This is a genomic window from Candidatus Nanogingivalis gingivitcus (assembly GCF_004151455.1).
GTDB lineage: Bacteria > Patescibacteriota > Saccharimonadia > Saccharimonadales > Saccharimonadaceae > Nanogingivalis > Nanogingivalis gingivitcus.
The window spans coordinates 114,166-136,145 of the sequence record NZ_PRLK01000001.1; the positions used below are offsets into that span (position 1 = coordinate 114,166).

General features: G+C 30.4%; 24 protein-coding genes and 3 tRNA genes. 6 read left to right on the plus strand and 21 right to left on the minus strand.

Annotated features, from left to right (window positions below; all coding sequences use genetic code 11):
* Positions 1–11 precede the first annotated feature (11 nt).
* Complete coding sequence (gene ftsH, locus G6CMJM_RS00545; protein ID WP_129718538.1) at positions 12–1,862, minus strand: ATP-dependent zinc metalloprotease FtsH; 1,851 nt, start codon at positions 1,860–1,862, stop codon at positions 12–14.
* 47 nt (positions 1,863–1,909) lie between these two features.
* Complete coding sequence (gene tilS / locus G6CMJM_RS00550) at positions 1,910–2,821, minus strand: tRNA lysidine(34) synthetase TilS (RefSeq protein ID WP_129718539.1); 912 nt, start codon at positions 2,819–2,821, stop codon at positions 1,910–1,912.
* A gap of 57 nt (positions 2,822–2,878) precedes the next feature.
* Between tilS and G6CMJM_RS00555 the strand changes: the two genes are divergently transcribed.
* Together G6CMJM_RS00555 and G6CMJM_RS00560 are read left to right on the plus strand one after the other, a co-directional pair.
* The gene (locus tag G6CMJM_RS00555) at positions 2,879–4,135 is read left to right on the plus strand and encodes a GspE/PulE family protein (protein ID WP_129718540.1); all 1,257 of its coding nucleotides are present in this window, start codon (positions 2,879–2,881) and stop codon (positions 4,133–4,135) included.
* A 26-nt stretch (positions 4,136–4,161) separates the two neighbouring features.
* Positions 4,162–4,548: a hypothetical protein gene (locus G6CMJM_RS00560; protein ID WP_129718541.1), complete on the plus strand. Its 387-nt coding sequence runs from the start codon at positions 4,162–4,164 to the stop codon at positions 4,546–4,548.
* Between the two features lie 50 nt (positions 4,549–4,598).
* Here G6CMJM_RS00560 and G6CMJM_RS00565 read toward each other — a convergent pair whose 3' ends face one another.
* The 12 genes from G6CMJM_RS00565 to G6CMJM_RS00620 all read right to left on the minus strand — a co-directional run bounded on the left by G6CMJM_RS00565 (position 4,599) and on the right by G6CMJM_RS00620 (position 15,517).
* Positions 4,599–5,285, minus strand: coding sequence for a PH domain-containing protein (locus tag G6CMJM_RS00565; protein WP_129718542.1), 687 nt, complete (start codon positions 5,283–5,285; stop codon positions 4,599–4,601).
* A complete protein-coding gene (ruvB, locus tag G6CMJM_RS00570; protein ID WP_129718543.1) occupies positions 5,275–6,294 on the minus strand; it encodes a Holliday junction branch migration DNA helicase RuvB in 1,020 nt (339 codons plus the stop codon). The genes G6CMJM_RS00565 and ruvB overlap by 11 nt, the downstream gene beginning before the upstream one ends.
* A 40-nt stretch (positions 6,295–6,334) precedes the next feature.
* Complete coding sequence (locus tag G6CMJM_RS00575; protein WP_129718544.1) at positions 6,335–7,060, minus strand: regulatory protein RecX; 726 nt, start codon at positions 7,058–7,060, stop codon at positions 6,335–6,337.
* Positions 7,061–7,063: 3 nt separating this feature from the next.
* Complete coding sequence (gene recA, locus G6CMJM_RS00580) at positions 7,064–8,125, minus strand: recombinase RecA (protein WP_129718545.1); 1,062 nt, start codon at positions 8,123–8,125, stop codon at positions 7,064–7,066.
* 61 nt (positions 8,126–8,186) lie between these two features.
* Positions 8,187–8,741 carry a PRC-barrel domain-containing protein gene (locus G6CMJM_RS00585; RefSeq protein ID WP_129718546.1) on the minus strand — a complete coding sequence of 185 codons (555 nt, stop codon included), beginning with the start codon at positions 8,739–8,741 and terminating at the stop codon, positions 8,187–8,189.
* A complete protein-coding gene (locus tag G6CMJM_RS00590; RefSeq protein ID WP_129718547.1) occupies positions 8,741–10,309 on the minus strand; it encodes a tumor necrosis factor receptor family protein in 1,569 nt (522 codons plus the stop codon). The genes G6CMJM_RS00585 and G6CMJM_RS00590 overlap by 1 nt, the downstream gene beginning before the upstream one ends.
* A 131-nt stretch (positions 10,310–10,440) precedes the next feature.
* Positions 10,441–11,130 (minus strand): 50S ribosomal protein L1, encoded by a 690-nt coding sequence (gene rplA / locus G6CMJM_RS00595; RefSeq protein WP_129718565.1) that lies wholly within the window; start codon positions 11,128–11,130, stop codon positions 10,441–10,443.
* A gap of 470 nt (positions 11,131–11,600) precedes the next feature.
* A complete protein-coding gene (locus G6CMJM_RS00600) occupies positions 11,601–12,548 on the minus strand; it encodes a diacylglycerol/lipid kinase family protein (protein ID WP_129718548.1) in 948 nt (315 codons plus the stop codon).
* Positions 12,549–12,637: 89 nt separating this feature from the next.
* Positions 12,638–13,063 carry a 50S ribosomal protein L11 gene (gene rplK, locus G6CMJM_RS00605; protein WP_129718549.1) on the minus strand — a complete coding sequence of 142 codons (426 nt, stop codon included), beginning with the start codon at positions 13,061–13,063 and terminating at the stop codon, positions 12,638–12,640.
* 87 nt (positions 13,064–13,150) lie between these two features.
* On the minus strand, positions 13,151–14,524 hold the full coding sequence (locus tag G6CMJM_RS00610) for a dihydrolipoyl dehydrogenase family protein (protein WP_129718550.1): 1,374 nt from the start codon (positions 14,522–14,524) through the stop codon (positions 13,151–13,153).
* Positions 14,525–14,531: 7 nt separating this feature from the next.
* Positions 14,532–14,801: an ATP cone domain-containing protein gene (locus tag G6CMJM_RS00615; protein ID WP_129718551.1), complete on the minus strand. Its 270-nt coding sequence runs from the start codon at positions 14,799–14,801 to the stop codon at positions 14,532–14,534.
* Positions 14,801–15,517 (minus strand): hypothetical protein, encoded by a 717-nt coding sequence (locus tag G6CMJM_RS00620; protein ID WP_165302637.1) that lies wholly within the window; start codon positions 15,515–15,517, stop codon positions 14,801–14,803. The genes G6CMJM_RS00615 and G6CMJM_RS00620 overlap by 1 nt, the downstream gene beginning before the upstream one ends.
* 322 nt (positions 15,518–15,839) lie before the next feature.
* Here G6CMJM_RS00620 and G6CMJM_RS00625 point away from each other — a divergent pair.
* Together G6CMJM_RS00625 and G6CMJM_RS00630 are read left to right on the plus strand one after the other, a co-directional pair.
* Positions 15,840–15,916 (plus strand) — tRNA-Met (locus G6CMJM_RS00625).
* 166 nt (positions 15,917–16,082) lie between these two features.
* Positions 16,083–16,724, plus strand: a complete 642-nt coding sequence (locus G6CMJM_RS00630) for a hypothetical protein (protein WP_129718553.1) — start codon at positions 16,083–16,085, stop codon at positions 16,722–16,724.
* A gap of 36 nt (positions 16,725–16,760) precedes the next feature.
* On the opposite strand, the gene ruvA is transcribed toward G6CMJM_RS00630, so the two are convergent.
* The 4 genes from ruvA to G6CMJM_RS00650 form a co-directional block, all read right to left on the minus strand.
* Positions 16,761–17,339: a Holliday junction branch migration protein RuvA gene (gene ruvA, locus G6CMJM_RS00635; protein ID WP_129718554.1), complete on the minus strand. Its 579-nt coding sequence runs from the start codon at positions 17,337–17,339 to the stop codon at positions 16,761–16,763.
* A gap of 26 nt (positions 17,340–17,365) precedes the next feature.
* Complete coding sequence (gene ruvC, locus G6CMJM_RS00640) at positions 17,366–17,854, minus strand: crossover junction endodeoxyribonuclease RuvC (RefSeq protein ID WP_129718555.1); 489 nt, start codon at positions 17,852–17,854, stop codon at positions 17,366–17,368.
* A gap of 152 nt (positions 17,855–18,006) precedes the next feature.
* Positions 18,007–18,084, minus strand: a tRNA-Met gene (locus tag G6CMJM_RS00645).
* Positions 18,085–18,132: 48 nt separating this feature from the next.
* The gene (locus G6CMJM_RS00650) at positions 18,133–18,570 is read right to left on the minus strand and encodes a hypothetical protein (protein WP_129718556.1); all 438 of its coding nucleotides are present in this window, start codon (positions 18,568–18,570) and stop codon (positions 18,133–18,135) included.
* Positions 18,571–18,611: 41 nt separating this feature from the next.
* On the opposite strand from G6CMJM_RS00650, the gene G6CMJM_RS00655 reads away from it, so the two are divergent.
* Positions 18,612–18,687 (plus strand) — tRNA-Ile (locus G6CMJM_RS00655).
* Positions 18,688–18,796: 109 nt separating this feature from the next.
* Here G6CMJM_RS00655 and G6CMJM_RS00660 read toward each other — a convergent pair.
* From G6CMJM_RS00660 to G6CMJM_RS00670, 3 genes are all read right to left on the minus strand, one after another.
* Positions 18,797–19,003, minus strand: a complete 207-nt coding sequence (locus G6CMJM_RS00660; protein WP_129718557.1) for a hypothetical protein — start codon at positions 19,001–19,003, stop codon at positions 18,797–18,799.
* Positions 19,004–19,070: 67 nt separating this feature from the next.
* Positions 19,071–19,709, minus strand: coding sequence for a hypothetical protein (locus tag G6CMJM_RS00665; RefSeq protein ID WP_129718558.1), 639 nt, complete (start codon positions 19,707–19,709; stop codon positions 19,071–19,073).
* A 54-nt stretch (positions 19,710–19,763) separates the two neighbouring features.
* Complete coding sequence (locus G6CMJM_RS00670; protein WP_129718559.1) at positions 19,764–21,305, minus strand: GIY-YIG nuclease family protein; 1,542 nt, start codon at positions 21,303–21,305, stop codon at positions 19,764–19,766.
* 101 nt (positions 21,306–21,406) lie between these two features.
* Between G6CMJM_RS00670 and G6CMJM_RS00675 the strand changes: the two genes are divergently transcribed.
* A partial coding sequence (locus tag G6CMJM_RS00675) for a hypothetical protein (RefSeq protein WP_129718560.1) occupies positions 21,407–21,980 on the plus strand: 574 nt, incomplete at its 3' end.

The window sequence follows — 21,980 nt, forward strand, 5'->3', positions numbered from 1 at the left end:
TATTTTATTAATTAATGTAATTTAGCTTCTTTTGGTAGTTTTGCGTCTTTTAATATTTCGTTAACTTCTGCTTCATCAATGGTTTCTTTTTCAAGTAGTGCTTTAGTTAAAGCTTCTAATGGTTTTTTATTAGCTTTAAGAATAACCTCTGCCCTTTTAACGCTTTCTTTGATAAGTTTAGCAACTTCTTCATCAATTTTTTCGGCAGTTTTTTCTGAGTATGGCCTATCATGGGTCATTTTATCAAAGAACATACCACCCTCTTCTTCATGGAATACTTGATCTCTTAATGATTCACCCATACCAAGTTCTACAATCATATTACGAGCAATATTTGTAGCACTTCTTAAGTCGCTAGAAGCACCTGTTGAGATACCTGATTCACCGTAAATCATTACCTCAGCTTGGCGACCACCCATTGCACGTGCCAAAATATCTTTATATTCAAAAATATTAGTATAAGATTTATCTTCTGGTGGCAAGAACCATGTTACACCACCGGTTTGACCCCTTGGAATAATAGTAACTTTATGTACAGGGTCAGAATCTGGAAGTACATGTCCTACAACAGCATGCCCTGCTTCGTGCCAAGCAGTTGTTTCACGGTCTAAGTCGCTCATAACTTTAGCTTTTCGCTCAGGACCAATAGCAACTTTTTCAAATGCCTCAGTTAAATCGTCATTTGTAATTTCTTTACGGTTATTTCTAGCTGCTAAAATAGCTGCCTCGTTAGCAATATTAGCAAGATCTGCACCAGCTGAACCTGCTGTTTTTTTAGCTAAAGCGTTTAAATCTACACTACTATCTACTGGCTTATTCTTGAAGTGAACTTCTAAAATAGCTAAACGGTCTTTTCTTTCAGGAAGAGAAATTTCTACTCTACGATCAAACCTACCTGGGCGTAGTAATGCTGGATCCAACACATCTACCCTGTTAGTAGCAGCTAAAACAATAACGCCTGTATCTTTTTCAAAACCGTCCATTTCAACCAAAATTTGGTTAAGGGTTTGTTCACGCTCATCATGACCACCGCCCATACCGGAGCCACGCTTACGACCAACAGCATCAATTTCATCAATAAAGATAATAGATGGTGCATTCTTTTTAGCCTTGTTAAATAGATCACGCACACGGCTTGCACCAACACCTACAAACATCTCCATAAATTCAGAACCGGAAATAGAGAAGAACGGCACTTTAGCTTCACCTGCAACGGCACGTGCTAGCATTGTTTTACCAGTTCCAGGGTGGCCAACCATAAGTACACCACTCGGAATTTTTGCCCCCATTTTTTGGTATTTTTTAGGATCTTTTAAGAAGTCAACAATTTCATAAAGATCTTGCTTGGCGTTTTCATTGCCTGCAATATCTTCAAATTTAATTTTCTTTTTATCTTCACCATAAAGTTTAGCTTTTGAATTACCAAAGCTCATTGCCTGTGAATTTTGGCCACCAGCTTGCCTCATCATAAATATAAAGAAACTAATAATAGCTATAGTAGGCACTAACATAACGGCTAAATTCCACCATATATCGCTACTTTTATCTGGCTCAGCAACTTTAACTTCAACTTTACCCTTTTCCAAACCTTGTTCGTAAATAGTACCAGATTCTTTTATGGATTTTTCCGTTGGCTTGTTTTTATCTTTCAAAGTTACTTTGACGTCATTACCTTGTATATCTAAAGATTTAATTTCGCCCTTATTAGCCCTTGAAATAACATTAGATATTGGAACTTCCTTTAAATTATTTGTTGAAAAATAGTTACTTGCAACAAACAATGCTATAAAGCTAGCTAAAATTATCCAAAATAATACATTTCCGGCTAAAGAGCTTATACTCTTCTTCTGAATATTCTTCATTTCTTCCTTTCTGAGGTTTGGTTTTAACTCCTATAATTATAACACTTTTACAAAGTGCTATCAAACCAAAAAAAATCTTTACTAAGTACAATATTTATCCCTCCAGCAATTTGCGTTTTCTTGCCACTTGGTAATATTTTTATTTGCCTAGCTAATTCATTTAGTCTTTTATTTAAAACTATAGTCTTAGTTTCATTCCATATTATTTTGCGTAAAACTTCTGTTAAAACTATTTCATCTACATTATTTTTAAAAATATTACGGCTATACTTAACGTCACCTTCTGTTTTTTGGGCTATAATAGTAACTATTTTGTCTATCTCCAGTTCAATTTCATTTTTTAACTCTTTTTGAGCAAGCCATTTTTTGTATATTTCTTTTTTTATTTCATTTGTAACTGTATTATATTTCCTAATTCTATTACGTAAATATTTTTCTTCTTTATTAGTAGAATCTTCTCGCCACTGAATATTATTTTGTTTTGCGTAAGTTAGTATTTTTTGCTTGTCCATTAAATATTCCTTTGACAATAATATTCTATATGTACCTCCAGAATCTAACGGAGCTAAACCACGCCAACCCGTACCTCTTTTTAAATTAATAATTACAGTTTCAACTAAATCATCTAAATGATGTGCTGTATAAATAATGCCTTGGTATTTAGTTGCTATCCCCCTTAAGAAATTGTACCTTACCTCCCTTGCTTTAGCCTCGCTAGTATTTTTGCCTAAATTACCGTAACTAAATTCAAACCGTAAACCTAATTTATTTGCCGTTTTCTTAACAAATTCTAAATCTAGTTTACTTTCTTCACCCCTAATTCCATGCTCAAAATGGGCAATAATAATATTTTCCTTAGCAAAATCATAGCCATATTTTTTTACAGTACTGTTATAAATAATATTTAGCATTACCATAGAATCAACACCACCAGATACTGCAAGGATTTTTTTTACCATAAAAGTATTTTAGCACATTTATTGTTACCATAAAGTGTATATGTTATAATTATTAAAATGAAAACGGTGGGTAAAAAATCTTTTAATGTAAAGAAACACATTAAATTTGAAATTGAAAAAATTATTGAAAATGCACTTAATATGCATGCTACAGATGTGCATATTGAACCTAGGGAAGAGCTAGTTCTTGTTCGTTTTCGCATTCATGGAATTTTACATATTATATCCAAATTACCCATTGAATACTTGAATGATATTGTTAAATATTTTAAATTCTTAGGAAATTTAAATTTTGAAGAAAAGCATTTTCCACAAATGGCTACAATATCTTATGGAAAAGCTAATATTCGTATTTCAATAACCCCTATTATGAACGGAGATAAAATAACCCTTCGCCTAATGAGGGCTAGACCATCAGTAAGAAAATTAGACCAAATTGGACTTTGGGGTGAAAATTTAAGATCTGTCAAAAAAGCTTTACGAATGCCAAGAGGAATTATTTTTACAGTAGGTGATGGTAAAAACACAACTAACTTTGCTCTGCTTGATTTCTTAAATACAGCCGAAAAAAATATTGTAACTGTTGAAAAACAAATAGAAAAAAGAATTACTACAATAAATCAAACACAAATAAATTCTAAAATAGGTCTTTCATATAGCCTTTCAGTTAAATCTGCACTAAGTCAAAACCCTGATGTTATTTTAGTAGATAATATAAAAGATAAAGAAACGGCAGAGCTAATTTTCAACGCTAGTATGAATGGTAAATTAATAATTGCTAGCTTACCAGTACATAAAAGTACTGATGTTATACCTTTCTTAAACTTTTTAGGAATTGAACCGTTCCTAATATCTACAAATACTTTAGCTATTATAGGACAATCTTTAATAAGGACTATTAACTCTAAATTTAGTACTCTTAAAAAAATATCGCCTACTGAATCTAAAGTACTTTTGAATGAATTTAATATTTCCATAGATAAGCTACACCACTTAGAAAAACAATATAAAGAAGAGCTTAATTCTAAAGTAGCTATGGCGTCAAGTCTGAGTAATGTTACACAAATTCCGTCTATAAAAAATCAAAATAATTACCTATATTACACTGGCACAACTAGCTTATTTGAAGTAATTAGCCTAATTGATGAAAAAAATAATAGCTTAAAAAATCTAATTAATATTCGCCCAACATCTTCAGATATAGAAGAGTTACTATTAGACCAAAAATTTACAACACTAAAGCAAGACGGCCTAATTAAAGCCTTAAATAATGAAACAACTATTGGCGAAGTACTCCGTAGAACTGGTTTTTAGTAGTATTTTATAGTATAATACTGTTTATGAAAAATAAATCTGGGTTTACTATTCCTGAAGTTGTGGTGGTTGTAATATTCCTCATTATTGCTGGAGTATTCTTTACCATTCAAAAAACAGACCTTGAGGCTTCTAAACGCGATAATGAACGTAAAACAGCCATAAATGCAATTTATTATTCCTTAGAAAATGTTTTCTATAAAAATAACGGCTATTACCCAGAAAAAATTAGTGAAAAAAATATTAATACTATTGACCCAAATTTATTTACCGATAAGTCTGGTATAAATCTTGGTGAAGCTGGTAGTGAATATTCTTACGAGGCCAAAGGATGTCAAGAAGGTAAGTGTAAAGGCTATACCCTAAAAAGCAACCTAGAGAAAGAAGACCCTTACGTAAAAAATAATCAATAAATAAAAACATATTTTAAATAAGGTAGCTAAGAATTTAGCCACCTTATTTTTTAAATGCTCATTTTTTCACCTAAACTCAGTAATTCTTCAGATATAGGTTCTTTTTTCTTGCAAGCTTCTACTATATCACCTAAAAGCTCTGCTTTTTTACTAGGATCGGGGGCAAAATTGAATGTATAGGTAGATTCATCACCTATGGTACTTAATTTAATTGTTCCATAGTTAAATAAATGTTGCATAACACCAACTTGCGTAAAGCTAATATCTTCAATAGATTCTAAATTAATTACCTGTTTTTTAGTATTTAAAATACCACTAACGATCCACTGTAAAGCTCTTTCATTGGTTATTATTAATTTGTTAGCCTTATAAACAGTATAATTAACATAACTTAATACTAGTAACAATGCTATGATTGGTAAGAAAAAGATAGATAAATTAGCTTTAATATTTTCAGGGAGTACAATTTTAGTACGAACAAAAGATAATAATATCCAAAGGCTTGTTAATACAATAAATAAAAATAAAGATATTATTAAAGTTCCTACATAACCAATATAATGTCTTTTAACAGACACAACAACATATTCATCATTATCTAAAGATACATCAGGATATTTTGCTAAAGATTTTTCCCTTCTCCTAACTATTTCAGCATTATAAACACCTTGCTCTTGCTGAACTTTTTTTTCTTCCATTTCTTGAGTTAGTCTATCGGCTAAGCTATTATTCTCCATCTTCCCATTCCTTTCCTAAGTGATTAAAAGCTTTTCTAGTAATTATTCTCCCTCTTGGCGTTCTATGGATAAATCCTATTTGCATTAAGTAAGGTTCATAAAAATCTTCAATTGTTGATGGCTCATCACCCGTAAGTGCTGCCATAGTATTCAAGCCAACTGGCCGAGTATTATAATTTTCAATAACTGAACTTATTAAATTCCTATCAGCTGAATCTAATCCTAATTCGTCAATCTCTAACATTTTTAAAGCTTTTTTAGTGTTTTCTTCATCAACTATACCACCGTTAACTTCTGCATAATCCCTAACACGCTTAATTAACCTATTAGCTATTCGTGGTGTTAGCCTTGCTCTAGTAGACAGCATACTACTAGCTTTAGCCGTTATGTCTATTCCTAAAATTTTTGCAGACCTAGTAATGATTAAGCTTATTTCACTAGGCGTATAAAATTCTAGCCTATAAATATGGCCAAATCTATCTCTTAGTGGTGCTGATAATGAACCTGTTTTAGTTGTAGCACCAATAACTGTAAACCGTGGTAAATCTAACCTTACAGACCTAGCAGCTGGACCTTTGCCTATAATAATATCTAACTTGTAATCTTCCATAGCAGAATACAATATCTCTTCAACCGTTCTAGGCAATCTATGTATTTCATCAATAAATAAGATATCGCCATCTTGCAAGTTTGTTAATATAGAAGCTAAATCTCCTGCTTTTTCAACAGCTGGCCCAGAAGTAACCCTTAAACTAACACCCATTTCCTTAGCTATAACATTAGCCATAGTAGTTTTTCCCAGTCCTGGAGGACCATATAATAGAACATGGTCAATACAATCCCCTCTTTTTTTAGCTGCACTTATGGCAAGTTTAAGGTTTTTCTTTATTTTTTCTTGACCAATATACTCATCAAAACTAGAGGGTCGCAGCGTAACCTCTTCTTTTACTTCTGCTTCTAGCCTATCTTCTTCTATAACCTCAGGGTCTAATATACGCTCTATAGCCATTACACTTTATTTTAACATATAAGGTATAAAAACACACACTTTACTCTTGTGGATTTGCAATAGCTTTTTTAATATCATCATATTTAAAGCCTTGCCTCATTAAATAATTGATTAACTTTTGTTCATCATTATATTTAGATCTTTTTTTATTAATTACTTTTATAATTTCTTTTTGATCATCTCTTGAAGATTCACTAATTGCATTTTCAATAATATCACTAGAAACACCTTTTGTTATAAGCTCACTTTTAATTTTTTTTACAGAAATACCTTTTCTATAATTTCGGTTATTTACCCAATAGGTAGCAAACTTATTATCATCAATATAACCTTTTTCTTCTAGCCTATTAATCACTGGCAAAACAATATCTTTAGGTATACCCTTTTTAATAAATAGCTCACCACTTCGTTTTTTAGCTGGCTTATCTAAAGTTTTAGTTTGCAAATAATTATAAACTTCTTTTTTAGAATGTGGTCTCATTAAGCAATATTCTACTGCCCTTGAATATATTTTCCCAAATTGGCTTTGTTTTTCTAATTCTAATAGTTCTTCTTCATTTATTTTTTGCCCTACCCTAATACCAAGTTCTGTAATTTGGTAAACATCTAGGCTGAAGCTAAATTTATTATTTACGAAAATATTTACCCTATTCTCTGACCTTACTGCCTGCCGTATATCTGTTATAACTAAAATAGAAGAAGCAACTTCTTCATTTCTCAAAGTTGCTTCTTTTTCATTAAAATTTAAGCTGTCAAATATTTCCATATATTAAGCTTGTTGTTCTTGCTTAGCTTCCTCTGTAGTAGCTTCTTCACCAAAAAGAATACTTCTAACTTTCTTTTCAATTTCTTCCATTATTTCAGGATTATCTTTTAAGTATCTTTTGGCATTCTCTCTTCCTTGGCCAATATTTTGATCATTATATTTATAAAATGCCCCCGATTTTGCCACTACTTCATTTTCAACAGCTAGGTCTAGAATATCACCAGTTTTTGAAATACCCTCATTGTACATAATATCAAATTCGGCAGTTCTAAAAGGTGCAGCAATTTTATTTTTTACAATTTTAACTTTTGTTCTATTACCTATAATATCGTCACCTTGCTTAATTTGGGAAATTCTTCTAATATCTGCCCTAACTGAAGCGTAAAACTTTAATGCATTACCACCAGTTGTAGTTTCAGGATTACCAAACATTACACCTATTTTCATACGAATTTGGTTAATAAAAATAACTGTAGCTTTTGATTTATTGATGATTCCTGTAAGTTTTCTTAATGCTTGACTCATTAATCTAGCCTGAAGACCCATATGTGAATCACCCATGTCGCCATCAATTTCAGCTTGAGGAACTAGAGCAGCTACAGAGTCTACCACAATTAAGTCAACTGCATTTGAACGAACTAAAGTTTCACAAATTTCTAAAGCTTGCTCACCATTATCAGGCTGTGCAACAAGTAAATTTTCAGTATCTACACCTAATTTTTTTGCATAAGCTGGGTCTAAAGCATGCTCGGCATCAATAAAAGCAGCCGTACCACCTTGCTTTTGAATTTCTGCAATAGCATGAAGAGTTAAAGTTGTTTTTCCACTTGATTCAGGACCATAAATTTCAATAATCCTACCCTTAGGGTAGCCACCACCTAAAGCCAAATCAATAGAAAGGCTACCACTAGGTAAAAGCTCAACATCAACTTTATGGTTTTCACCTAGCTTCATAATTGAACCATCACCAAATTGTTTAGAAATTTGTGCTATAGCTAAATCTAGTGCCTGCTTTTTTCCGTCATTATTTGAAATATCATTCATTTCCTTTTTAGTTTTTGCCATACTCCTCCTCTTATATCTATATTTATTTTATCAGCTTAAAAAAATGTTTTCAACTATACACCTATCTAAAAGGGTTCACGTAATTTGGTACAAAATTCTCATTTTGCTCTGCTCTTTTCCTAGGAGTAGATTCAAGTTCTGATTTGATAATTATTTTTTCATCATCTATTTCAGTAATTTGATTGCGATGAATAGTTAAAGTTGCAACATTAAGGCTTTTTAGCAGAGGCCTTTTAACTATTAACTGCTGAACGCTAAAATTGGCAAGGCTTATTGTATAGTCAATAATTGTCCCTACTTTATTACCATCTTGATCTATAACTTTTAACCCCTCTAGTTTAAAATTGAGTTTAAGAATGTCATTAATTTTAATTACATCTTCTGGTTTAACAAATTCTTCCCCAGAATCAATAATAAAACCTAGTCGAGATAATTCCCTAAGATCTGCTACCCTAATTAAAAGCCTTTCATTAGAAAATTGATTCTCATCAGTCTCATAAGCTATAATGCTTAAATCTTCCGGATTTACTATCGCATCTCCAATTAAAGCAATTTGAGAACCTGTTTGTAGGCTCATTATTGGAGTTTTCTTAATTTTTGTAGCTAATAGTAACACTATTTTTTTATACCCTTCTTTACTATTTGAATTATTTTTTCTTTAAAATTTAAAGCTATAAATGATATTAATATAACCATTATACCAGCAACTAGCCACCAACCTGTAAATTCTACTTTAGTTTCTTGATTATTTATTTTATTAATACCATCATTATTTTTTACAGGATCGCTTGCACCGACATTTTTAACTATTCTACGACATCTACCAGTATCTGGATTCTTCTCATATCCATCTTTACATATATTTTCGTTATTATGTATAATAGCTATTTTTCTACACCTATTTGTGTTTTCATCCCTAAAATAACCATTTCGACAAGGAGTTAGAGTTTTATAAGCTATTAGCGTAGATTGTTTTCTACACCTGTTAGTGCTTTGGTTAAGATAGTACCCTTTTGGACATTGTTTAACTGAAATATTATTATGAGAAACTATTTTATGAGGTTCTGTTTTATTTATAATGCATTTTTGCTCTTTGTTACTATACTCTGAACCATCTTTACATATTCTTTTCTTCTCTTCTATGTTAGGCTTTTTAATACATCTACCACTTTTATTATTTAAATAATACCCCTCTCGGCAAGGCTGGAAAATATTTTCTTCACCCTTAGTAATTTTATAGGTTTGAACCCAAGTATTATTTTGTTTAACCCAACTTTTACCTCTTACCCCTCCGTGAATAATAGCTGAGTCTATTTCATTATCGTTTTCATCTAACAAATATATTTCTACTTTATTTTTTAGAGGTAATATAATTTCAGCATCTTCATTATTAGTAATAAAGTATTTATCTATCTCTTTATTTTTAATTCTATAAAATTGTTCTTTATTACCGTATTTAATAGCTAAAGTACATAACTTAACAGAAATTCTATGATCTTCTTTATTTACAAGCTCTATGAAAGAGTTTTTATTATCGCTAAATATTTCGTTAATTCTTAAACTATTACAATTATTTATTTTTTGCTTATCTTCTTTATCTATAGGATCCTCTTTTTTAGGATTTAAATGCTCCTCACTTTCTTCTACATTTTCCTCTTTACTGTCAGCTGTGTAACCACCATAGCTTATTTCTTCACTACCTAAAATATTACCAAATTCTAATGATTCATCATCACTATTATTACCCTCAGCTTTATTTATAAAATTCTTTTTTTCATCCCCTTCGGCATTTTTAATTAAACCGTACTTATTACAAATTGAGTCTTCATCATTACAGAAATAATTAATTAACTGATTATCAATAAAAAGTTTTAGAATTGTTTTTTTATTTATTTTAGCTTTATTATATGTTAAATCTGCCTCTTTATTTTGAGCTATTAATATATAAGAATTTTGCCCTAAATTACCAGAATTTAAATGGAAAAGCTCTTGATTATTTTTATCAGTAATTCTTAAATTATTAAAATGAGTGCTTATTCCTTGATTTTTAATTTGAATAAACTCCCTATTATTCGCTAAAGATATTCTAGAAAAATAAACATTATTAGTAGATGCAAAGCTAAAGTTATTAAATAATATAGAGCTAATTATACCGAGAAATATTATAAAAAAGTATTTTTTCATATTTTATCTCCATAAAAAGAGTTTTTGTTAGTATAACCTAATATTAGCATAAGCTTATATTAATATCAATTTTTGTAATTAAAAAATAACCCACACATTGGTAGGTTATTTTTTAATTACATAGGCCTTTATTAAGCAATTGGATTTTCAATTTTAATGTTTGGACCTTGTGAAGTAGAAATATTTACAGATTTAACATATGCACCTTTTAAGCTTGAAGGTTTTTGTGCTGCCAAGCTATCAAAGAATGCTTTTGCGTTTTCACTTAACTTTTCTTCACCGAAAGATACTTTACCTACAGATAAATGCACAATGGCTTGTTTATCTACACGGTATTCAACCTTACCAGCTTTAGCTTCTTCTACAGCTTTAGCAACATCTACTGCTACAGTACCAGCTTTAGGGTTTGGCATAAGGCCACGTGGTCCAAGTAATCTAGCATATTTTCCTAGTTTTGGCATATATGCTGGAGTTGCTACTAATACATCAAAGTTTAATTCTTCTTTGTCTAATTGTTTTAGGAATGTTTCGTCACCAACGATATCGGCACCAGCTTTTTTAGCACTTTCATGCATATCTTCAGGAGCAAATACAGCAACTTTTACATTTTTACCTGTTCCATTAGGTAATACAACTGTAGTACGAATATTTTGGTCAGCCTGTCTTGGATCTACACCTAATTTAACATGAACTTCAACACTAGCATCAAATTTAGCTGGATTAGTTTCAGTAGCAAGTTTTAGACCTTCAGCTAAGCTGTAAACTTTATTTTTCTCAATTTTCTTAGCAACTTCTTGGTATTTTTTACCACGACGTTCAATTCTAGGCCTAGTTACAGGTTTTGGACCTTTTGCTTTTAGAACTTCGCTACCATCTAAAGGTGTAGTGTCACCAGAAGCTTTTCTAGCTTCTTTTTCTTCTTTAGCAAGAACTTCTTCAGCGTGTTTTTTACTTCTTTTACCGCTTTTAGCGAATTTTTCTTCAGCTACTTCTTCAATAGCTTCAGCAACTTCAATTGCTTCTACGATTTCTTCAGCAATTTCTTCTGCTTTATAACCTTTTATAGCTTCATTTATTTCTGCTATAGTCATTTTTTCAGAAACTTCTAGCCCTAAAGCTTTAGCTTCTTCTATAAGATCAGCTTTTTTCTTAGCCATTTTCTTAAAAATGTCCTTTCTGTGGTAATTACGACTTTTCGTCTCCCAACATTGATTTATATTTATCTTGTATATAATACCATTTTTAAGGGTAAAAATCAATAAATGCTAAAATAAAAGAGCCTGAAAATGCTCTATAAAATTGCGATTTTTATATTATCACAAATTTTAACTTCAATTTTAGAAACTTTTTCAACCTTAATCGCTTCGCCCTCAATTTGAATAGTGATTTTTCTTGGTTTTTTAAACTCTATCCCTACTTTTTTAGTGCGAGTTAGGGGGATTTTTCCTATAATTCCAGATAATAGAAAAGGTACATTTTTAATAAGATTTGCTGAGTTTAAAGCACTAAAACCAAAATTTTTATTGTCAATTTTATTAGCCGAGCTCCTCATAATTCGCGCCATACGTGGACCGTTCATAAAAACAAGATCTGTTACTATTTTTTTTGGGAGGCTATATTCTTTATCATCTAAACTAATACTTTCAATTTTCATTAGATGTTTTTTACGATGTTTAAAATAAAAACGTGTTGCAGCAAATAAACTCAGTATTAATCGTAAATTTCGTCTATGAATCTTCTTTAATACTCTTCTAAGTTTTTTACCTTCAAAAATTTCTGCCATTTCTGCAGTTAGCCCAATAGTAGCATAAAGTGGTGCATAGCGAAAAAATTTACCATTAATTTTAATCTCAAGGGGGTGTATTTCTGTTTTCATTTTGCCACTCTCAATTGCACGAAGCATAGCTTTACCTGAGTTTTTCGAAAAACTATGGGCATAATCATTAAAATTACCGAACCCTGTAAATTTCATTTTAATATTTTTTTGACCAGAGATCGCTACAGCATTACTTGCTATATGTGCAGTTCCATCTCCACCAGCAACTAAAATAATATCACCACTATGCAAAATTTTAGCCATCTCTTGAGTATTTTCCATTGGCGTAGTTGGTTGAATTTCAAAAACCGAAAGTTGGTCGTCATTAAAACATTTATTGTTCAAGAATGACAATATCTTTTTTTCAACCAGTTTAAAGCCACTTGATCGTGGATTAACAACAAGTATTAAGTGTTTTTTCATATATGATTATTATATAATTTTTTAATTAAAAAGATAAATAAAAAATAAATTCGCCCCATTTAGAACGAATTTATTTGTTATAAAATTTATTATTCTGTAATCTCTACACCCATTGACCTAGCAGTACCGGCAATAGTTTTCATAGCCCCTTCTATAGATACAGCGTTTAAATGCTCCATCTTTATTTCAGCTATTTCTTGTAATTGAGCTTTAGAAATTTTTCCAACTTTGTCAGTTTTACTATTTCCAGCACCTTTTTGAATGCCAGCACGGTCACGAATCATATCATCAACTGGTTGACCAAGTGATTTCCACTTAAATGTACGGTCTTCAAAAACTTGTAGATGGACAATAACATCTTTACCCATCATATCTTTTGTAGCTTCGTTGAATGGGTTAATGAAATCCATCATATTTAGACCCCATTGACCAAGAGTAGAACCAACTGGAGGTCCTGCAGTTGCACGTCCAGCTGGAATACGTAATTTTAGATTTCCTATAACTTTTTTTGCCATATTGTATTCCTTTGAAATATTTTTTACTTGATTAAACAAGTGCGTAACAGGTTAAATTATATCATTAACTAAAAAGAAAGTCAAAAATTACTTTATACGATAGGCTGCAGCCCTAATAGCCTCGCTCCAGCCAAGGAACGGATGTATTATGTTTGTTACTTCATCTACAGTCATACCATATTTTATAGCAATAGCTAATTCTCCTATTAAGCTTGAAGCTTCAGGAGAAACAATACTTGCTCCAATAATTTTTCTCTTATTATCACATATTAATTTAACAAAACCATGGCTAAAATCTTCAGTATTACTTCTAGCAATTAACTGCAGTGGAGCTATGGAAGTTTTAATTTTTAAATCTCTCTTAATGCAATCATCTTCGGTTAAACCTACTACTGCAACTTCAGGACAACCAAAAATAACCCTTGGTGATAAATTATCGTGTAGCGATACTCTTGCTTTTGCCTTGATTATATTATGCGCTGCAATTCTACTATGTGTTAATATTTCTGATGTTGAATAAGAAGAATCAACAACGCTACCACTTGCATAAATATGCTTCATAGAAGTTTGTAAATAAGAATTAACTATTATACCATTGTCATTATATTCAATATGAGCATTTTCTAAACCTATATCTGTTTTTGGCTTTCTCGAAGAAGCAACTAGGATTTCCTCAACTTTAACAGATTTTTCTTGACCACCACGATGAAAAATAACTTTTTTATAAGAACCATCTTTTTCTACTGCTAAAACTCTAGTTTGAGGCAAGGCAAATATATTCATGTCCTCTACTAAAATATTTTCCATAGCAATAGAGACCTCCTCATCTTCTCTTGGTAATAGTCTAGAGGATTTATCACTAATATATACTTTAGTTCCAAAAATAGACAAAATTTGTGCAATTTCTATAGATTCTTGACCACCGCCTATAATAAAGATACTTTTAGGTGGACGTGTAATACTGAAGATAGTTTTAGGAGTTAAATAATTAATATTATTTATATTCTTAACTCCTTCAGGAATAAAGTCTGACCCTGTAGCAATTAGAAAATATTTTGCAGAAAGATGTTTTTTATTTACGGTTATTTCATTAGGGGTTAAAAAATGTGCCCTACCTTTATATACATCAACTCCAAGTTTTTGATAAAATTTTTCGCTATCTTTAACACCTGTACGGTAAACTACATGCTTTTTCCAGTCTAATATTCTAGGGTAATTATAACTTAAGTGCTCACTTCTAACACCTACTTTTGACATTTTTTTAATATCATAAATAGATTTTGCAATTCTCATTAAAGCCATTTTTGGAATATCTGTATTGTTTGGAGACTCCCCACCTAAAAGGAAATCTTCCACTACAGCAACTTTCATTCCCGACTTAGATACAATATTAGCAGCAGCGCTACCTCCAGCACCAGTTCCTATCACTATTAAATCATAATCAAAATTTCTTTTTACCATCTTATCCCTACCCTATCTTTTTAAAATTTTTATATATATAGGCTACATCTGGATATATCTCTTCCATATATATAATAATTATTCTTTTTATATCTGCCGAGGTGATTTCTTGTTTATCTTTAATCCATTTCATAAAACTTTTTAATATTCTATCAATATAAATCTTCTTTTGGCCGTCTGGAGAATTCGCGATGTTAAAGCTTAATTCCAAACTTCTTTTAAGTTTATCTACCTCAAATTCTTCAACTATTCCGTTAGATTTTACTACCAACCTCATTACATACCCTTTACAATGTTAGGGATAAAAAAGACTAATATCACCCATACAGACATTAAAATTAGTCCTAATCCAGCAAAAAATTGAAAGAAACCTTTATTTCTATCCCTCCATTTTTGGATATCTATAATATTATGACCGCCCGAAATTAAGCAAGCTATAACAAAAATAGGAAAGTTCACAATTGAAACATATAAAACAATTGCAACAAATTGATAAGCTAGCGGCAATATAGATGCTAACAGTGTTGCTACAGACAATGGGGCGAAAAAGAATAATATTTCAGTAAAAATACTTACAAAACCTAAATAAAATGATTCTGCAGAATGCACAGTCTTTTTTGTTCTAGTAGCAATATATTTAGACATAGGCACAGGAATCCATAAGGAATTACTATCTTTATTCTTTTTATAATAAAACAACCATATGGAAATACCTGTAGATATTAATAAGCCGACTATTATAGCCCAGGTAATTTTAGAAAATGTTATATCGTAAAATAGCTCAGAGAAATGAGCAAAACTGGAAAAAAGTATTATTGATGCTGAAATGCACCCAAAAACCATAGCTAATGATAATTTTGTAATAGTATAATTATTCTTTTTTTTACTTAGCAAGCTATTGCCTAAAGATAGCATAGTGCTAGTACTTAAGTGAAAGCTAGCATGAACTACTGATGCTAAAATTATCACCATAAAAACCGTTAGAATATCCATAATACTTATGTAAATTATATTATAAACTTAAGCTAAAAGCAATAAAATATCTCTCCTTACTATTGACTTTTGTAAAAAAATATGTTAATATAATAATTACAATAAATTAATAAAAATAAAAAGGAAAAAATGGCAAGACACGAAAAAATGGCATCTTGGGATCGCCAAAGAACTAGAAAAGAATTAAGAAACTTTATTGAATCAAAAATATCTAGCTTTGAAGATTTTGATGATTTATTCTAAATAATATTAGACCCTTAAAGCAAAATAAGGGTCTAATATTTTATTTTAATAATTAATATGTTATAATTATTATCATTATGGTAGCGTAGCTCAGTTGGTTAGAGCGTAGGACTCATAAGCCTAAGGTCGCAGGTTCAATCCCCGCCGCTACTACCAGATATTATTTTTATTTAAAAGCCTCAATATAAGTTGAGGCTTTTAAAATTTGATTTATATTACAAAAAATGTGCTTATGCTTGATTTTTTCGTAAAATAATATATAATGTTGTTATGCTAGCTATTCTATAGTTAGTAAGAACATTACAAGGAGGTCATATAAGATATGACAATATTTTTAAGGACACAGATACTCGTAAATCGATTAGATATTTTCTTCGAGCAAGAAGAAGAAAAAAGTGTAGTAAAATACACCTCTTTTGGCGACAAAATAACGCTTAAAAACCTAGATAAGCATTATCAAATTGAAGGATTTGGGGAAGTTATTAAACTGCCTAAAGAAAGAAATACTCTTTCTGATCGAAACGGTATTAAAATACCTAGCTTCAATAACGAAATCAATGGTAATATGCTTTTCGCTCATGCTTTAAACTGTAATAGCGATTTACAGTTAAGAGACAGAAAAAGTCTGTTAGACTTCTTTAACTCAAGCTTCAATGAAGAAGCTAATAGAATTCTAAAAAGATTTAGAGAAAAACGAAATCTATATCACTGCACTATTTCAAAAATTGAAACTGATAATCGCAAAGAAAGAGCTATAGTTTTAGATTATAGCAATAATCTATTTGCACTAGGTATCAGAAACGGTAGTATTTATGTTGCTAGCAACAATAAAAAAACCGACCAAAAAATGGCTTTAACTTACAGAAAGCTAAAACTAGAAGATCTAGAAGATCTAGAAATTCAAGACTTAGGTTTCCTTAGAAAAGCACTTATGTGTGCATCAAGAAAAAGCTTCATGTCCTGATTATAAATATAAGGCTACACAACTTGTGTAGCCTTTTTAAATTCCATTTTTTAAAGCAATTTTTACTCTTTCCGAAACAGGTAAATCTTCAGGTATATCTTTTAAGCTTAATATGGCGTCCTTAAGGTTAAAGCCTAAAGCTACTAGAGCTTCTAAAGCTTCATCTCCTGATATGTCGCCATTGACTTTTTCTTCCTCAGCATTGTAGCTTGTTGCTATACCTACCTTATCCTTTAAATCAACAATCACTCTTTCTGCAGATTTTTTACCTACCCCATTTGCTTTTTGAATATATTTACTATCCTCATTAGCTATAGCATTACGAACTTGCTCGTAATCTCCGAGGCTCATAATTGCAATACCAGCTTTAGGACCAATTCCTTGAACAGTTATTAATAATTCAAATATTTTTTTAGCAGCTAAACTAGAAAAACCAAATAGTTCCTGACTCTGCTCTCTAATATGGTGGTACGTATATAATTTAATGCTATTATCTAGCATTGCTTTATCATATTCGTATTGCGGCACAATAACCTCATACCCTACTCCAGATACGTCAACAATAATACTACCATTAAATTTTTCTGCTATTTTACCAGAGATATGTGCAATCATAATACTATTTTATCATAACCTTAAAACTAGCTATTAGTATTAGTCATATAATAATGCGTTATAGCTGCAGCTAAAGCATCGGCAGCATCATCTGGTTTTGGAATTTTATTTAATCCTAAAGTGATTTTAACCATCTCTTGTACCTGTTTTTTATCTGCTTTTCCATAGCCAGTTAGAGTTTGTTTTATTTGTAACGGTGTATATTCAGATATTGGTATTTTAGATAATTGAGCACACAATATAGCAACACCTCTTGCTTCCGCTACTGATATACCGGTAGTTATATTATTAGTAAAAAATAACTTTTCAATAGATACTTCATCAGGTGAATTGAGAGCAATAATTTCGTTAATACCATTAAATATTTCTTCTAGCCTATTTTCTATAGGTGTATGAGCAGGAGTAGAGATAACTCCTGCATCTAATATTTTAAGTGGCTTTCCTCTTTCGCACTCAATTACACCAAAGCCTAATATACCTGTACCTGGGTCTATACCTAATATTTTTCGTTTCATAATATTAAAAAGATGTTATAAAGATAATAGTACCTAATATAATTACTACTGAACCTATAATTTTATTAATCTTAGCTTTATTAAACATATTACTTTCCTTTTTATTGTAACAAAAAAAGCCCGCTCGCACGAGGCTTTTTAATATTCATACTTGGTTGCGGGAGTAGGATTTGAACCTACGACCTCTTGGTTATGAGCCAAGCGAGCTGACCAGACTGCTCCATCCCGCGATATAATATATACAATGTTATCATTCTTTTTTTTATTTGTCAACATTTTTATTGTTTAGTTGAGCTTTTATAAGCATTACCACCAAATAAAAAGTTTACCCACTGTTTAAAGTTTGATTGTTTTTCTACTTTATTTTCTTTTTTAGTTTCTTCAGGATATTTATCTAGAATCAAAACCTTTTCGCCTTTATCTGCAAGCCCTAGTTTGCTTCTAGCTGCCAGTTCTTGGTATTCGGTACTTTTTAAATATTTCTGTTCATATTTTAGCGTTTCATACTCAATCTCGCCAATTAATTGCTCTCTTTTTTTAAGCTCTAATTTTTTCTGCAAAGAATAGTTCTTTTCCATAACAGAAATATTCCCCCAAACCCATATAACAGCAAAAAACACAACAGTAGCTATAAAAATATTATTACCAGTCAAAACCTGTTTGTTAAATTTAAATTTTAAGCGATAAATTTGTGTTTTTATTTCTTGAATTTTCACTCTTTAATTATAGCAAATATTATGGTAAAATTAAATAACGAGGGGGATTAGCTCAGCGGTTAGAGCAGTCGTCTCATACACGATTGGTCGTAGGTTCGATTCCTACATCCCCTACCATTAAGCTCAAAAAGAGCTTTTTTATTTTGGTTTAAATACACTATAAGAAATATTAAAAAACGAGTATTCACATACTCGTTTTTTAAGTAATTTTATTTATAATAATAAACTATTTTTTGCGTGAAACAGTTAGAAATCCGTTGCGTGGATTTTCTTTTACAATACGGTCTTCTGGTAAATCGCAAGGTTCACCCTTATCATTTTTTTCTTTTTTAGCAAAGAAATAAATAGTTTGTGGCTTTCCTCCACGTAATGTTACTTCGCTTTTATGTAGAAAATATTGAACACCTTTTGAATTTGTTTGACTGTAAGCCATCTTCATCCTTTCATTACTACTGTTATATAAATAATTTTACACTTTAAAAACACTAGTGTCAATACTTTTATATCTTAGGACGATACCTAGATAATAATAGTTTTAATATTGATATAAATATAATTTTAATTACTATAAGCAATGATAATAGTATCGCCACAACAACAGTCCATCCAGCAATATCAGGTGACCAAGTAGGTGCGGAGAAAGTATACTCATATTTTTCTACTATTGGAAGAGTAACTTTGTCATCAAGTTTTTCATTTGTAGGATATTTATTCTGTTCATCAATAATACATTGTTGATAAGCTACAGAGTAGCCATATTTAAATCTTGGGCGGCACACTTCTTCTGCTTTTTTAAAAATATTGCCATTAGGATTTCCCCTAGTTTTTCTTTCTGTTTCTCTTATGGCTTTTTCGTTATCTCTTTCTAGTATATGTTCTAGGGTGATCTTTCCTGGATCTGTATTCATGTGGCTATTTACATAATCTTTTAATGCTATGAGATGTCTGGCAGCTGCCTCCTCATCTAGATTTTTATCAGCCTCTAATACAGCAGCCCTTCTTTGAACCATTCCTACATTATTAATTCTTAATGTAGTTGTAGCAATAAATAAAACTAAAAATAACAGAATTAATAACTGCCATGTTTTTAAGGCACTCAACCTTCTTAATTGTTTTTTTATAGTATTTTTTCCCACCACAAAGCCTCTATATACCATAATATTTTAGCAAATAAAAGCGTAAATCTCAAATTCTTATTTAAAATGATTTTTTATTTTCCTAGCTTTATCTTTACCTATTATTTGGGCTACTTCTTCAAATGAGCTATCCTTAATTTTAGATATTGATTTAAAATATTTTAATAATATTCTTCTAGTTTTAGTTCCTATTCCATCAATATCTTCTAATTCATTTCTTATTTGGCTTTTAGTCCTTATTTGTCGATGATAATTGATAGCGAAACGGTGTGATTCATCCCTAATTCTTTGAATTAATTTTGTTAAGTCATTATATTTAGAATTATTATCTCCAAGTAAATTTTTAGCATGTCCATAATTATGCTTTTGCTTTGGATGTAAATTTATAATATAAAAATCTTTATCTATAGTAACTTTTATATCTTTATTTTTTTTAATATCATCTAATATCTCTTGATCAATATTAGACTTAAGCTTGTGAATAATTATTTCCTCATTTCTCTTTGCTATACCAATAGTAATTATATTTTTAGGTATAGCATTAAAAACAATTTCTAACTGGTTCATTCCTCCGTCTATTATTACTATATCTGGCGTAGTATTAATGTATGAACTAGAAAACCTCCTTAAAACCAATTCTTTCATTGATTCAAAATCATTATTTTTATTTATTAATTTAAATTTACGGTATCTTTTCCTATCACTAACACCATTACTAAACACCACCATTGACCCAACCGTATCACTACCCGATATGTGGGATATATCGTAGCATTCAATAGTTCTAGGAACTTTCCCCAATCCAAATAATGCCGATAATTGTGCTAGAGCTTCATCTTTGGAAATATCTAAACGCTCATCTTGAGAAAAAAGAACTTGTTTGTTCAATTCTTTTAGAATATTAAGTTGATTCCTCCTTTGAATAGCTAATTCAAAATTATAATTATTAGCAAAATCAACCATCTCTAGTTCAATTTCTTTATATATATCTCGCCCTTGACCCTTTAAATATTTAGCTATCTTCTTTAAGTTATCTTTATATTTTTTAAGTGTTTTATTATAAATTTCCGTATTTTTCTCTAAATTCTCAAGATTAGGAGTGAGCCCTAACTGGCTATCTAAATTATTTTTTCTAGGTAAATTCGGAGAGTCATAATACGGAAAAGCTTTTCGTAAAATTTTCAAGGCTTTTCTAATAGAAGTAATACTATAAAAAGGACCGTAGCACTCTACTTCTCCATCAGGTAGTCTAGTTATTGTTATAAAAGGTATTTCTAACTGCTTAATACATACATAACTAACATTTTTATCGTCTCTAAGTAAGATATTGTACCGTGGTTTATAACGTTTTATCATTTCACTTTCTAAAAAAAGTGCATCTATTTCACTATCAACCTCTATCCATTCAATATCATCTATATCTTTAACTAGTGCTTGAGTCTTAGTATCTTTTAGCTGTACGGATTGAAAATAAGATCTAACCCTATTTTTTAAGTTAGCAGCTTTGCCAATATAAATTATATTTCCATTTAAGTCTTTATGAAAATATACGCCTGCCGACACGGGTAAAAGTTTTAACTTTTCTTTTAATTTATTCATCTAGATTCAATTATATATTAAACTATCGCTTATTTGTTATTTTAATCTAATTATAGTAAAATTATAAGCAGAAGAATTATAATTTTATTAAAGGGTGGGAAATGAAACCGATAATACTATCTATAGGTAATGCAACTAGAGACATCTTTTTAGATATAGATAACCAAAAAACATATAAAGACGAAATAAATAATTTTCATTACGATTTAACTTTTGATGATTCAACACTTAACTATAAAAGCCAATATGGTGTATATGGTGGTATTTTTATTAGTGAAAATATTTTTACTTCCGCCCATTTCAAAAGCTTTTCAACTTTTAATCCAAGAGGACTAAATTATGGAAATAAATTAAGCAAAGAACAAGAAGAACAGATTTTAAATAGGTATATAATAACTCATAACACAAAAAGTGTTATATTATCTTCTAAACCTAAAGAGATTCAATGGCAAAACCCCATCTTCACACCAAATATAATTTATATTGCTGAATCTAATTTTTCAGATAACTACTGGGAAAGTTTCAAAAAGTATTTAGAATCTAATAAAAATATAGACCTAGTTATTAATTCTAATATATTAAATAATAGTAGCATAAGGGAACTTTTACCTCGCACTAATTTAATTTTTATTGACTATAATAAAAAAATACTTCCAGATTTAATAGACTATTCTA

Bases quoted from the DNA above. Each gene is read 5' to 3' on its own strand.
- G6CMJM_RS00615 (WP_129718551.1), bottom strand. From the start codon at position 14,801: ATGAGGTTGGTAGTAAAATCTAACGGAATAGTTGAAGAATTTGAGGTA.
- G6CMJM_RS00555 (WP_129718540.1), top strand. From the start codon at position 2,879: ATGAAAACGGTGGGTAAAAAATCTTTTAATGTAAAGAAACACATTAAA.
- G6CMJM_RS00560 (WP_129718541.1), top strand. From the start codon at position 4,162: ATGAAAAATAAATCTGGGTTTACTATTCCTGAAGTTGTGGTGGTTGTA.
- G6CMJM_RS00660 (WP_129718557.1), bottom strand. From the start codon at position 19,003: ATGGCTTACAGTCAAACAAATTCAAAAGGTGTTCAATATTTTCTACAT.
- ruvC (WP_129718555.1), bottom strand. From the start codon at position 17,854: ATGAAACGAAAAATATTAGGTATAGACCCAGGTACAGGTATATTAGGC.
- G6CMJM_RS00590 (WP_129718547.1), bottom strand. From the start codon at position 10,309: ATGAAAAAATACTTTTTTATAATATTTCTCGGTATAATTAGCTCTATA.
- G6CMJM_RS00630 (WP_129718553.1), top strand. From the start codon at position 16,083: ATGACAATATTTTTAAGGACACAGATACTCGTAAATCGATTAGATATT.
- ruvA (WP_129718554.1), bottom strand. From the start codon at position 17,339: ATGATTGCACATATCTCTGGTAAAATAGCAGAAAAATTTAATGGTAGT.
- G6CMJM_RS00575 (WP_129718544.1), bottom strand. From the start codon at position 7,060: ATGGAAATATTTGACAGCTTAAATTTTAATGAAAAAGAAGCAACTTTG.
- G6CMJM_RS00670 (WP_129718559.1), bottom strand. From the start codon at position 21,305: ATGAATAAATTAAAAGAAAAGTTAAAACTTTTACCCGTGTCGGCAGGC.
- G6CMJM_RS00600 (WP_129718548.1), bottom strand. From the start codon at position 12,548: ATGAAAAAACACTTAATACTTGTTGTTAATCCACGATCAAGTGGCTTT.
- G6CMJM_RS00620 (WP_165302637.1), bottom strand. From the start codon at position 15,517: ATGGATATTCTAACGGTTTTTATGGTGATAATTTTAGCATCAGTAGTT.
- G6CMJM_RS00565 (WP_129718542.1), bottom strand. From the start codon at position 5,285: ATGGAGAATAATAGCTTAGCCGATAGACTAACTCAAGAAATGGAAGAA.
- recA (WP_129718545.1), bottom strand. From the start codon at position 8,125: ATGGCAAAAACTAAAAAGGAAATGAATGATATTTCAAATAATGACGGA.
- G6CMJM_RS00610 (WP_129718550.1), bottom strand. From the start codon at position 14,524: ATGGTAAAAAGAAATTTTGATTATGATTTAATAGTGATAGGAACTGGT.
- rplK (WP_129718549.1), bottom strand. From the start codon at position 13,063: ATGGCAAAAAAAGTTATAGGAAATCTAAAATTACGTATTCCAGCTGGA.
- ruvB (WP_129718543.1), bottom strand. From the start codon at position 6,294: ATGGCTATAGAGCGTATATTAGACCCTGAGGTTATAGAAGAAGATAGG.
- ftsH (WP_129718538.1), bottom strand. From the start codon at position 1,862: ATGAAGAATATTCAGAAGAAGAGTATAAGCTCTTTAGCCGGAAATGTA.
- tilS (WP_129718539.1), bottom strand. From the start codon at position 2,821: ATGGTAAAAAAAATCCTTGCAGTATCTGGTGGTGTTGATTCTATGGTA.